We start from the raw sequence: 11720 nt of genomic DNA, 5'->3' as shown, positions 1-11720 counted from the left end.
TATAACATATAAATAAACTGTTAATCAAATATATACGAAGTATTGCATTTGTTACAGAAAATAAAAGTAAAAAGCTGTAAGTACTAAGGCTTAAGCCTTAGTACTTACAGCTTTTAAATGCTCAAAGAAATGTGGATAAGAAATACGAATACATTCGCTATTAAGAATTTGGGATGGTGTAGTTGCTTTAAGAGCAGCCACAGCTAAGCTCATGGCAATACGGTGATCATCATAACTTTCAAGTATAGCCCCATGAAGCGTTGCATTACCTTCTATAATCATGCCATCTTCTAGTGGTCTAATAACAGCACCCATTTTACCTAATTCATGGCACATCGTATCAATACGATTAGATTCTTTAACACGAAGTTCTTTTGCATCTTTAATAATAGTGGTTCCGTGTGCAAAGAGTGCTGCTACAGCAAAAGCAGGAATTTCATCAATCATAGTTGGAATAATATCTCCTTCTATGGTAATACCGTGAAGGTCTGAGCTTTCAATTATCATATCACATACAGGTTCCCCACAAAGCTCTCTTTCATTAAAGCAGGTAATGTGTCCACCCATAGCCAGAAGGGCATCTAAAATACCACGTCTTGTAGGATTGATGCCTACATTTTGAAGTATAAGTTTACTATTTGGGACAATAAGTCCGGCTACCATAAAGAAAGCAGCTGAAGAAATATCACCAGGGACAATGACTTCCATTGCCTCAAGCTCAGGATTAGGATAAATCGTTACACATTTATCTTTACGTTCTATAATAGCACCAAAAGCGCTTAGCATACGTTCTGTATGATCGCGCGATAGAGCAGGCTCACATACAGTAGTTGGAGTGTTTGCATAGAGGCCAGCAAGAAGTACACAGGATTTAACCTGAGCGCTAGCTACAGGAGAGGTATAACAAATACCCTCTAAAGTGCTTGGGGAAATAGTAAGAGGACAGAAGTTATCATCTTTACCTTCTATAGCAGCATGCATCTGACGAAGTGGTTCTATAATACGTTTCATAGGACGTTTTTGAATAGAAGCATCCCCAGTCAAAGTAGAGGTAAAAGGCTGACCTGCTAATATACCAGAAATAAGACGTGTTGTTGTGCCACTATTACCGCAGTCTAGGATTTCAGAAGCAGGCTTAAGTCCATGTAGGCCTTTGCCATGAACGAGGATATGGTTGTTATGCATTTCAATATCTATACCTAGTTTACGGAAACACTCAATAGTGGATAAGCAGTCATCCCCCATAAGAAAGTTATGAATTTTAGTAGTACCTTTAGCGATACTACCAAACATAATACTACGGTGAGAGATGGATTTATCACCTGGAATAGAGAGAGTCCCTTTTAAGTGAGAAGCAGGTTGTATAATCATAGTCAAACTCCTTTTCTTTAGTAAAAACAGTCTATTTTAGCAATAGACTGTGTAGTTATGTTTTATAAGAAGATGTTTAGCTTTTTCCATTTCGCTTTTCTTACCAAAGGCAATGCGGAGCACGCCACTGGCGAATTCACGTTGGTTAACAATACCAATATCTTTGATATTAATGCTATGAGAGCTAAGTAGTGTTGCAATACATGCAATAATACCAGGCTCATCTTCTGCATCTACAAAAATAGTAAATACTTTTGCAATATCAGATTTAATGCCATCTTGGAAAGTATCACGGTAGCGTCCTGCTTCATTAAAGAAGTTATAAATAGCTTGGCTATCTTCACTTTCTAAAGTCTGGCAGAAAGCTGTAAGTGATGCAATATAATTTTCAAGGCAAGCTTTAATAGGTGCTTTATTAGATAGGCATATGTCTTGCCAAATTGTTGGATTTGAAGATGCGATACGTGTAATATCTTTAAATCCACCTGCAGCTAATGTGTGTAGCGAATGCTCACAACCATCTTGATTTTTTACAAGATGAACGAGACTACTTGCAATAATATGTGGTAAGTGGCTGACTACAGCAGTTGCAAAGTCATGGTAGCCTGGTTCAAGTGTAATAGGAATAGCACCAAGACGTTCAACCATTTTCTGCATAATAAATAGAATAAAATCAGGTGTACCTGGTGATGGTGTTAAAATATAGTATGCATTTTCAAATAAATAATTAGTAGAAGCTTCGTAACCGGATTGTTCAGAACCAGTCATAGGATGGCCACCTATAAAGTAGGCCTTTTTAGTATGACATGATAAAATATCTTCTACTTTTTTCATAACACTCTCTTTAGTACTGCCAATATCGGTCAAAATACAATCGGATGCTATAAAAGGTAATAACTTTTCTACTACCATATCAATAGAAGATACAGGTGTACAAATAAAAATAACGTTACATTTAGAAAATTCTGCCCCAAGTTCAGTTGCAATGTGGTCAATAGCACCTTCTTCTAAGGCTTTAGTAGCCGATAGACTATCTGTATCAAAGCCTATAATGAAGCTATTTTGTGCATGAACTTTCTTAAGTGTCTTGGCAATTGATCCCCCAATCAGGCCAAGTCCGATAATACCAATATGCATTAGAGTTCACGACCTACAGCAGTTGCAATAGGTTTAAGCTCATCCATCAGTACGCTGAAATCATGGGGATCAAGAGATTGAGGGCCATCAGAAAGTGCAACTTTTGGATTAGGATGAACTTCAATAATAAGTCCATCTGCGCCTGCTGCAATAGCTGCTTTAGAAAGGCTTGAAATATAGGCACGTTTTCCAGATGCATGACTTGGGTCTACGATGATAGGTAAATGACTTTTTGCTTTGATAACGGGAATAGCACTGATGTCTAGTGTATTACGTGTTGCTGTCTCGAAAGTACGGATACCTCTCTCGCATAAAATAACGTTAGGGTTACCTTCACTCATGATGTACTCAGCAGCATTGAGCCACTCATCAATAGTGGCGGAAAGACCACGTTTTAAAAGAACAGGTAGGTTTGTTTTACCTACAGCTTTTAAAAGTTCAAAGTTTTGCATGTTGCGTGCACCAATTTGAAGGATATCTACATAATTGATAGCTGTTTGTACAGCATTAATACTGGTAACTTCACAAATAACAGAAAGACCTGTTTTTTCTCTTGCTGTTTTCATATATTTAAGGCCTTCTTCTTCAAGACCTTGGAAAGCATAAGGTGAAGTACGTGGTTTATAGGCACCGCCGCGTAATACCTTGGCACCGCCATTTTTAGCAGCTTCAGCAGATTCGAGAAGCTGGGATTCACTTTCAATTGCACATGGACCGGCCATGACAATAAGTTTTTTACCGCCTATCTCACAGTTGTTTAACTTGACAATAGTTGGTTCTGGATGAAATTTAAGATTAGCTAATTTATAAGTCTCTGTTATAGGCACGATTTTATCTACTCCATTCAATGAACAAAGGCAGTCACTACTTAGCCTGGATTTATCGCCTATTACCCCAAGAATCGTTACTTCAGACCCTTTAGATATATGGGCAGATAATCCGGCACTTTCAATTGCCCCCATAGCGACCTGTATATCTTCAGGTGTTGCTGTATGTTTCATGACAATAATCATAGGTACAAACCTCCTTGTATAAACCCTATTTTACATTTTATTAACTTATTGTACAAGGATGGTCTTTGCTCTGTCAATGTTTAAAAAGTCAACACAAGTTTAAAATATGCAATTTAGTTTATCTTAAATTGCATATTTATTTGCTGATATGACGTTTAAAATAAAAATAGGAGTAGAGCATCGGTATAAAAAGAAAGATAAAAGCGACTAGCAGACATGCTGAAATAAGTAAAGAAGATGCAAAACCTGTAAGAAGGAATAAAATACCTGATGCAATATAGCAATAACCGCCTATTCTATGAGTAGCACGCCAGTTATTTTCATCTGCAAGTGTCCAAGGTAATTTAATGCCATAGGTGTAATTAGGTCTAATTTGCGGCATATAATTACCAATTACAATAAAGAGCATACCAATGCTAATAGGAACAACCTTTTGAATAGGCAGATTATATCCTAAAGCAACATAGAGACTAACCCAGTGTAAGATGATAAAAAGTAACACTAAAAAAGCTATAAAAATGTTATAAGCTTTTTGATGCACTTTATAAGAAGCAGACTTAGGGTCAAATTTAGGAATAATTTTTAAGAGTACTAAGACTATAAGTGGTAAAAAAGCGGTAAAGAAGGTAAAACTACGTGGGCCATAGTTATCGGGATTACCTAAATAGTCAAAGTGAATAGGAATTTCATTGGGCAGATTAGGATAGAAGTACAGTGTTAGAAATATAGAACAAATAGTAAGAATAAATATGCTTTTGAAAAATATATTTTTAGTTTTCATGATCAGAATCTCCTTTATTAATTAAATCAAAGAAAAATGAAAGTGCATCTTGTAAAGTTGTAGTATTCAGAGAATAAATAACATTTTGACCTTGTTTTTGAGACAGCACGAGATTAGCTTGCTTAAGTAAATTAAGATGGTGACTAATAGAAGGTTTTGCCATATCAAAGTGGTCAGCAATCTCTCCAGCAGTTAAATCACCTTCTTTAAGAAGCTGAATTATTTTACGCCTTGAAGGGTCTGATAAAGCTTTAAAAAGATCGTTCATAGATAAAATTTCCTTTCGCAAAATATTGACGTATCTAAAAATAAGAGTATACTTTTAGTTAATTAGATAAATATCTAAATATCTAAATAGAATATAAATCAATAAGCATAAAAAAGCAAGAGGAGAGAATAAATATGTTAACCATTAAACATTTTTCAAAGTGTTACAAAGGTGGCAAGAGAGCTGTAAAAGATTTGAACTTACAAGTTGAGGCAAGAGACCTCTATGGATTTATTGGACATAATGGAGCTGGCAAGACTACGACTATTAAAGCTATAGTAGGCATACTAGATTTTGAAGAAGGAGATATTGAAATAGACGGTATCTCCATTCAAAAAGATCCTATTGCATGTAAGCGTAAGATTGCTTACATACCAGATAATCCTGATTTGTACGAGCATTTAACAGGTATACAGTATTTAAATTTTGTAGGAGATATTTTTAGTGTAGGAAAGGATAAAAGAGAAGTTACTATTAAAACTTATGGGGATATGTTTGAACTAACATCTAGTTTAGGTGACTTAATTCAATCTTATTCACATGGTATGAAACAAAAATTAGCTATTATTTCTGCTCTTCTTCATGAACCTAAATTACTTATTTTAGATGAGCCTTTTGTAGGGCTTGACCCTAAAGCTGCGCATACTTTAAAGAGTATTATGAAAGAGCTGTGCCATAAAGGATGTGCTATCTTTTTCTCAACGCATGTACTGGATGTAGCAGAAAAGTTGTGTAATAAGATTGCTATTATTAAAGATGGAGAGCTTATTACAAGTGGGGCTATAGAAGAAGTAAAGGGTAACCAAAGCTTAGAAGAACTATTTTTGGAGCTGATTAATCATGAATAATATAGGCTATGTATTACGTGTACAACTATTAAGTGCTTTTGGAATTAATAAACTTTTACATACGACGGATCCTAAAGAAAAGAAGAAGGCTATGTGGACGGGGATAGGTGTAGGTCTCCTTGCAATTATGATTATAGGAATGAGTATCCTATATAATATCCTAATAGCTGTGTCTTTTAAAGAAATAGAATTAGTAGAGTTTTATCTACCTATGGTAATGAGTTTAACAAGCTTTATTATTTTAATAACTACTTTTTATAAGGCTAAAGGGGTACTATTTGAAGGTAAGGATTATGATATGCTTCTTGCCTTACCTATTAAAACAAGTCATATTGTTGGGGCCCAGGTACTATATCTTTATCTTATGAATTTATTATTTTTAGTTGTGATTATGATACCAGCAGGTTTTGTCTATGGCATTATAGTAAGACCTAGAGGGATATTCTATCTTATTTATGGAATGACTTTATTCTTTGTGCCACTTATTCCAATTATTATTGCAACTTTTGTAGGTGCTATTATTACAATGATAACTATGAGACTTAAGCATACAAACTTTATAACGCTTATGATAAATGTTGTATTCATTGCAGTTGTCATATGTATGTCATTTGGCGCTAACTCTATATCAGAAGAACATATGGGGCAGCTAGGTGAAGTAGTAATGAGTGCCATTAATAAGATTTATCCACTTGCACAGCTTTATTTACAAGCTGTTTGTGAGTATAGCATAGGTGCGGCACTCTTATTTATAGGACTTAGTATACTGGCATTTTGGTTATTTGTTACATTTATAGGAAGGAAGTTTAAGATAATTCATACTATGCTTCAGACATCAGCTAGACGTAGTCAGTATGAAGGCGGGCAAGTTAAGGAGTCTTCTGTACTAGGTGCACTTTATTATAAGGACCTTAAAAGATACTTTAGTTCATCTTTATATGTAATGAATACAAGTGTAGGGATTATATTTATGCTAATACTTTCTGTCAGCTTATTTTTCTTAGATGCTACAGAACTAGAACATATGCTGGGCATTAATGGAGTACATCAGTATATTGCAGAGTTTGCACCGCTCATAGCTAGTTTTTGTATTGCTCTAAATTGTACGACTGCATGTGCGATCTCACTAGAGGGTAAAAATTTATGGATTTTAAAATCGAGTCCAATAGAGGCTAGAACCATTTTCATAAGTAAAATAGGAGTTCAGCTTGCTATAAATATACCGGCTATCTTATTGAATGCGATCCTTATGACTATTGCACTTAGAGCTCATTTTATGCAGGCACTTTTAATTTTTGTAATACCTACAGTCTATACGATTTTTATAGCTATTATGGGGGTTATCATTAATCTGAAGTGGCCTAATCTAGAATGGAGTAATGAAGTGGCTGTGATTAAGCAAAGTATGGCAACATTATTAGTTATGGTAGTAGCGCTAATAAGTATTATTGTACCAGGTGTACTTGTAATTATAATACCGGGTGTGAGTACAGTAATGAAGCTAATAATGCTTCTAGTTGTTATGATAGTTTTAATTTATGGGGCATATAGGTATATGGTTATTAAAGGAGATAAGCTTTTTAGAGACTTATAATGATAAATAAAAAGGGGACACTTTAAAAATGAAGTGTCCCCTTTAAGTAGGAAAAGTATTATTTAAAATACATTATAAAATTCAAAAGATAATATATTGATTATATTAATGAAAATAGGTAAAATGAGTGGGTAGTCTATTTTAAATTACAGTATAAGGAGCTATTTGAGATGAAGGACAAGTTAAATATAGGGATTATTGGATTAGGTGGAAGAGGTTACGGCCTTATGGATGGTGTTATATTACATATGGATGATATTGAGATTGTAGGTGTATGTGATATCTATAAGGACAGAGCACAAAATGCTGCGGATAAGGTAGAGCAAGTAAAAGGGAATAAACCTTTTATAACACAAGATTATAAAGAGCTTATAGCATCAAGTGAAGTTGAGGCTGTTATTGTTTCAAGTGCATGGACAGGACATATTGAAATTATTATTGAATGTATGAAAGCTGGTAAACCTGTAGGAACAGAAGTAGGAGGGGCTTATTCGATAGAAGAATGCTGGCAGCTTATTAGAGCTTATGAAGAAACAGGTGTACCTTGTATGCTATTAGAAAACTGCTGCTATGGCAGAGAAGAAATGATGGCTATGAATATGGTGAAACAAGGTATTTTTGGAGAAATTGTTCACTGTTCAGGGGGCTATCAACATGATTTAAGAGAAGAGATTGCCTTTGGAAACGAAAATAGACATTATCGTTTACAGAACTATATACATAGAAATTGCGAAAACTATCCAACTCATGAGCTAGGACCAATTGCGCAGATTCTAGATATTAATAGAGGAAATAGAATGGTATCTCTTGTATCTATGGCTTCTAAGGCTAAAGGATTAAATGAGTATATTAAAAATAAAAAAAGTGATGATGAAGCCCTTATGCATACAGAATTTGCACAGGGAGATGTAGTAACAACTATGATTAAATGTGCAAGAGGTGAAACGATTGTACTTACTTTAGATACAACCTTACCAAGAGCTTATTCAAGAGGATTTAGAGTGCAGGGTACTAAAGGTATGTTTATGGAAGATAATATGTCTCTATTTATTGATGGAGAACATAATGAATATGATTTTAAATGGAAAGAGCAATGGAATAACATTGAAGCGTATAGAGAGAAGTATGAGCACCCTGTATGGAAAAAGTTTATGCAAGATGGTGTAAAAGGTGGACACGGTGGAATGGATTGGTTAGTTCTACGTGCATTCTTTGATTGTGTAGAAAAAAATGAAGAGATGCCAATTGATGTATACGATATAGCAGCATGGATGGCTATTTCAGCTTTATCAGAGCAGTCTATTGCGATGGGAGGGCAAGTGGTAGCTATTCCAGACTTTACTAATGGTAAATGGATAACTAGAAAAGCATAGACTTTTTAATATTAAAAAGGTTAGGGGAGATCATGTTCCACCTAACCTTTTTTGTACATTTAGAATATAAACTCTATTTTTGTTCAGTTTTAGTGTGAAGATGTGTAATATCACAGTAAACAGGTACACCATTTGCATAGCCCATTACTGTTTCGCCCTCAATGAGTGGTCTAAGGTAAGTAAGCATATCTTCTGTTACATCATTACCTGCTTCATTAATCCACATGCGAGGTACTACTTTTTCTTTATTAGCAATATCTTCAATAGCATGAGAAACAACATCTACATAGTAAGGGTCATTACTCATACGGTGGTAGCAAACCATTTGAGCTGTTTTACCTTCAAGGGCAGATTTAACAGCAGCTTTACCGATCATAATACTTTCATCTATATCTGTTTTGGATGCAATGTGACTTGCAGAACGTTGAAGGACATTGAGTTCTACTGAACGTACTTTACAGCCTAATTTATCTTTAAGGTAGTTCTCAAGTGTTTTTCCAGCTCCGCAAAGCTGTTTATGGCCAAATGCATCTACAGCAGTACTTGTTGCAGAAATGTAGTTGCCATCTTTGTCTTTAATCCCTTCAGAAACAGCAACAATAACATTTTTACGTTGTTGTTGAATACGTTTAACATCCTCTACAAAGGAATCTAAACAAAATGGAGCTTCTGGTAAATAAATAAGATCTGGAGCATTAGAGTACGAAGTACGAGCAAGAGCGCTACTTGCAGTAAGCCAACCGGCATTACGGCCCATGATTTCAACGATTGTTACAGATGGAATGTTATAAATATAAGTGTCGTGAGCAATTTCAAGCATTGTAGTGGCAACAAATTTTGCAGCACTGCCGAAACCAGGTGTGTGATCAGTCATTGGTAAATCGTTATCGATTGTTTTAGGAACACCAATGATATTAATAGAAAGGTTATTTGCTTTTGCATAAGATGAAAGTTTAACAACTGTATCCATAGAGTCATTTCCACCAATATAAAATACAGTGCGAATATCATTTGAAGTGAAGAAATTAAAGAGAATTTCATAAATCTCTGGTGCAACTTCGTAATGTGGAAGTTTGAAACGACAAGAACCTAAATACATAGAAGGTGTAATAGCTAATTTATCAAGAGATTCTTTGGTCTTAAATTGCTCGGATAAATTAAGATAGCTCCCTTGAAGTAAACCTTCAATTCCGTGAACCATTCCATAAACCGAGTTATAAGCATCAGATTCAATTATTCCTTGTAAAACGCCACTAAGAGAAGCGTTGATCGCAACAGTAGGGCCCCCTGATTGCCCAATGATACAATTACCTTTAGATAGCATGCATAATCCTCCTTAAAATAATCAGTCATTCAAATAAGCATACGTATCCATGATACACGAAAGGCTCTCTATTGACAAGTGATGACAACTCCTAAACAATATGTGTAAAAGAACTTATAATTTGGCAATAATTCTACTAATAGATGATACGATTAAGGAGCGATCAGATGGAGACTATGGAAATGATTCATAAAGAACATAGAAATATTGAAGCAGTTTTAAGAGCACTTAAAAAGGAGATCGTCTCTCTTGCTATAGATCAAAGAGTGGATAAGGTGATGTGGGCTATGAGCTTAGCTTTTATAAAGGATAGTGTTATTGACTTTCACCATTTAAGGGAACGTGAATATTTTAGAGAATATAAGTTGATAAGTCTGTATGAAAGTTCATCTGAGATGCTTCATACTATTACAGAGTACCATGAATTAGTAGAGTTTCAGTATAATAAGCTTGTAGAATGTTGGAACTTATATCAGGAGGGGCAAACGTTAGCTCGCTTTAATGTGATGGAAGAAGGTGAGAAGCTTATTCGTCTATTAGGAGCAAGTATGCTTCTTGAAGAAAAACTTTTTAACTTGACAACACATGAATGTATAGTAAAATAATGAGTATATATGTAAAATGCTAAGACGATGCATAGTAGCTTTTTTGTATCCTTAAGAGAGAAGGTGTCACCGGCTGTAAACACCTTTAGGCCATGCAAATAAGTGAATTTCACATCAGAGCAGTACTTTTGAAAATAAGTAGGAAGTATCGGTTGTGCGTTATAGCTACTAAGTGTTTATACAGGTGTATAAAAATTTGGGTGGTACCGCGGAGTTATAGCTTCGTCCCTTTTGGGGACGAGGCTTTTTTTATTATCAGAAAGGAGTCATAACCGTGAGAGAAAAATTAGAGCAAATTAAAAGTAGTGCACTAGAAGCGATTAAAAATGCTTCAGACCTTAAAGTGTTAGAAGATTTAAGAGTACAATACCTTGGTAAAAAAGGTGAACTTACAGCAGTACTTAGAGGTATGAAAGATTTAACAGCTGAGGAAAGACCAGTTGTAGGACAAATGGCAAATGAGGTGCGTGAAGCACTTGAAATAGCATTAGCTGATAAAAAAGTAGGGCTTGAAAGTGAAGCTGTAAATCAAAAACTGAAAGAGGAAGTTATCGACATTACAATGCCAGGTAGAAAAATGCCAAAAGGGCATATGCATCCTCTTCATAAAACACTTGAGGAAGTGCAAAATATCTTCCTTGGCATGGGTTATGAAATTGTAGATGGTCGTGAAGTTGAAACAGCTTACTACAATTTTGATGCCCTTAATTTAGGGGAAGAACATCCAGCACGTGATGAGCAAGATACATTCTACTTTACAAATAACTTAGTACTTCGTACAGCAACATCACCAGTACAAGTTCACACTATGGAAGAACAAGAACTTCCTATTCGTATGGTAGCACCAGGTCGTGTATACCGTTCTGATGAATCAGATGCAACACACTCACCAATATTCCACCAAATTGAAGGTCTAGTAATTGATAAAAACATTACATTTGGTGACCTTAAAGGTATACTTGCTGAATTTGCTAAGAAATTCTTTGGAGATAAAGTACAAGTTAAATTTAGACCACATTATTTCCCATTCACAGAGCCAAGTGCGGAAGTAGATGTAAGCTGTGTAATGTGTGGTGGTAAAGGGTGTAATGTATGTAAAGGATCTGGTTGGATTGAAATTCTTGGATGTGGTATGGTACATCCGAAAGTGCTTGAAATGGCTGGAATTGACCCAACTAAATATCAAGGTTTTGCGTTTGGTATGGGACTTGAGCGTTTAACAATGCTTAAATATGATATCAATGATTTACGCTTATTCTATGAAAATGATGTGAAATTCTTATCACAGTTCTAAGAAGTGTATAAAGAGTTACCTTATAAGTGGGGGCTTAAAGGTAGCATGGGGTAATGCTCATAAGGATGGCGTTTGGGAAGGCGGCATCTAAGCAAATGTTAGTGATTGGGAT

11 protein-coding genes and 1 other annotated feature are annotated in these 11720 nt (G+C 35.2%); of the genes, 5 read left to right on the top strand and 6 right to left on the bottom strand.

Annotated features, from left to right (window positions below):
• Nucleotides 1-90: 90 nt before the first annotated feature.
• The 5 genes from aroA to ACLTBU_RS13525 all read right to left on the bottom strand — a co-directional run bounded on the left by aroA (nt 91) and on the right by ACLTBU_RS13525 (nt 4570).
• Entirely contained in the window at nt 91-1371 is a 1281-nt protein-coding gene (aroA, locus tag ACLTBU_RS13545) for a 3-phosphoshikimate 1-carboxyvinyltransferase (RefSeq protein ID WP_412219431.1), read from the bottom strand.
• A gap of 36 nt (nt 1372-1407) precedes the next feature.
• Nucleotides 1408-2508 (bottom strand): prephenate dehydrogenase/arogenate dehydrogenase family protein, encoded by a 1101-nt coding sequence (locus ACLTBU_RS13540; RefSeq protein ID WP_412219428.1) that lies wholly within the window; start codon nt 2506-2508, stop codon nt 1408-1410.
• Nucleotides 2508-3521 carry a 3-deoxy-7-phosphoheptulonate synthase gene (gene aroF, locus ACLTBU_RS13535; protein ID WP_177668993.1) on the bottom strand — a complete coding sequence of 338 codons (1014 nt, stop codon included), beginning with the start codon at nt 3519-3521 and terminating at the stop codon, nt 2508-2510. The genes ACLTBU_RS13540 and aroF overlap by 1 nt, the downstream gene beginning before the upstream one ends.
• A gap of 136 nt (nt 3522-3657) precedes the next feature.
• Nucleotides 3658-4302: an SdpI family protein gene (locus tag ACLTBU_RS13530; RefSeq protein ID WP_412219427.1), complete on the bottom strand. Its 645-nt coding sequence runs from the start codon at nt 4300-4302 to the stop codon at nt 3658-3660.
• Entirely contained in the window at nt 4292-4570 is a 279-nt protein-coding gene (locus tag ACLTBU_RS13525; protein ID WP_412219424.1) for an autorepressor SdpR family transcription factor, read from the bottom strand. The genes ACLTBU_RS13530 and ACLTBU_RS13525 overlap by 11 nt, the downstream gene beginning before the upstream one ends.
• A 134-nt stretch (nt 4571-4704) precedes the next feature.
• On the opposite strand from ACLTBU_RS13525, the gene ACLTBU_RS13520 reads away from it, so the two are divergent.
• From ACLTBU_RS13520 to ACLTBU_RS13510, 3 genes are all read left to right on the top strand, one after another.
• Nucleotides 4705-5418 (top strand): ABC transporter ATP-binding protein, encoded by a 714-nt coding sequence (locus ACLTBU_RS13520; protein ID WP_412219421.1) that lies wholly within the window; start codon nt 4705-4707, stop codon nt 5416-5418.
• Nucleotides 5411-7012 (top strand): hypothetical protein, encoded by a 1602-nt coding sequence (locus ACLTBU_RS13515; RefSeq protein ID WP_412219420.1) that lies wholly within the window; start codon nt 5411-5413, stop codon nt 7010-7012. Before ACLTBU_RS13520 ends, ACLTBU_RS13515 begins: the two co-directional genes overlap by 8 nt.
• Before the next feature lie 170 nt (nt 7013-7182).
• Nucleotides 7183-8385 carry a Gfo/Idh/MocA family protein gene (locus ACLTBU_RS13510; RefSeq protein WP_412219418.1) on the top strand — a complete coding sequence of 401 codons (1203 nt, stop codon included), beginning with the start codon at nt 7183-7185 and terminating at the stop codon, nt 8383-8385.
• A gap of 73 nt (nt 8386-8458) precedes the next feature.
• Here ACLTBU_RS13510 and ACLTBU_RS13505 read toward each other — a convergent pair whose 3' ends face one another.
• Nucleotides 8459-9709: a 6-phosphofructokinase gene (locus ACLTBU_RS13505; protein ID WP_320650097.1), complete on the bottom strand. Its 1251-nt coding sequence runs from the start codon at nt 9707-9709 to the stop codon at nt 8459-8461.
• A 167-nt stretch (nt 9710-9876) separates the two neighbouring features.
• Here ACLTBU_RS13505 and ACLTBU_RS13500 point away from each other — a divergent pair, with 167 nt between their 5' ends.
• Together ACLTBU_RS13500 and pheS are read left to right on the top strand one after the other, a co-directional pair.
• The gene (locus ACLTBU_RS13500; RefSeq protein ID WP_320650096.1) at nt 9877-10314 is read left to right on the top strand and encodes a hypothetical protein; all 438 of its coding nucleotides are present in this window, start codon (nt 9877-9879) and stop codon (nt 10312-10314) included.
• Between the two features lie 12 nt (nt 10315-10326).
• Nucleotides 10327-10547: a binding site (T-box leader), on the top strand.
• 41 nt (nt 10548-10588) lie between these two features.
• Nucleotides 10589-11608 (top strand): phenylalanine--tRNA ligase subunit alpha, encoded by a 1020-nt coding sequence (gene pheS, locus ACLTBU_RS13495; protein WP_412219415.1) that lies wholly within the window; start codon nt 10589-10591, stop codon nt 11606-11608.
• Nucleotides 11609-11720 lie beyond the last annotated feature (112 nt).

The sequence above is a fragment of the Zhenhengia sp. genome, assembly GCF_046966505.1.
Taxonomy (GTDB): domain Bacteria; phylum Bacillota; class Clostridia; order Lachnospirales; family Cellulosilyticaceae; genus Zhenhengia; species Zhenhengia yiwuensis.
This window is presented reverse-complemented; position numbering and strand designations above follow the sequence as displayed.

What these genes read in the sequence shown, in the direction of transcription:
- aroA (WP_412219431.1), bottom strand. Translation starts at nt 1,371, where the DNA reads ATGATTATACAACCTGCTTCTCACTTAAAAGGGACTCTCTCTATTCCA.
- ACLTBU_RS13540 (WP_412219428.1), bottom strand. Translation starts at nt 2,508, where the DNA reads ATGCATATTGGTATTATCGGACTTGGCCTGATTGGGGGATCAATTGCC.
- aroF (WP_177668993.1), bottom strand. Translation starts at nt 3,521, where the DNA reads ATGATTATTGTCATGAAACATACAGCAACACCTGAAGATATACAGGTC.
- ACLTBU_RS13530 (WP_412219427.1), bottom strand. Translation starts at nt 4,302, where the DNA reads ATGAAAACTAAAAATATATTTTTCAAAAGCATATTTATTCTTACTATT.
- ACLTBU_RS13525 (WP_412219424.1), bottom strand. Translation starts at nt 4,570, where the DNA reads ATGAACGATCTTTTTAAAGCTTTATCAGACCCTTCAAGGCGTAAAATA.
- ACLTBU_RS13520 (WP_412219421.1), top strand. Translation starts at nt 4,705, where the DNA reads ATGTTAACCATTAAACATTTTTCAAAGTGTTACAAAGGTGGCAAGAGA.
- ACLTBU_RS13515 (WP_412219420.1), top strand. Translation starts at nt 5,411, where the DNA reads ATGAATAATATAGGCTATGTATTACGTGTACAACTATTAAGTGCTTTT.
- ACLTBU_RS13510 (WP_412219418.1), top strand. Translation starts at nt 7,183, where the DNA reads ATGAAGGACAAGTTAAATATAGGGATTATTGGATTAGGTGGAAGAGGT.
- ACLTBU_RS13505 (WP_320650097.1), bottom strand. Translation starts at nt 9,709, where the DNA reads ATGCTATCTAAAGGTAATTGTATCATTGGGCAATCAGGGGGCCCTACT.
- ACLTBU_RS13500 (WP_320650096.1), top strand. Translation starts at nt 9,877, where the DNA reads ATGGAGACTATGGAAATGATTCATAAAGAACATAGAAATATTGAAGCA.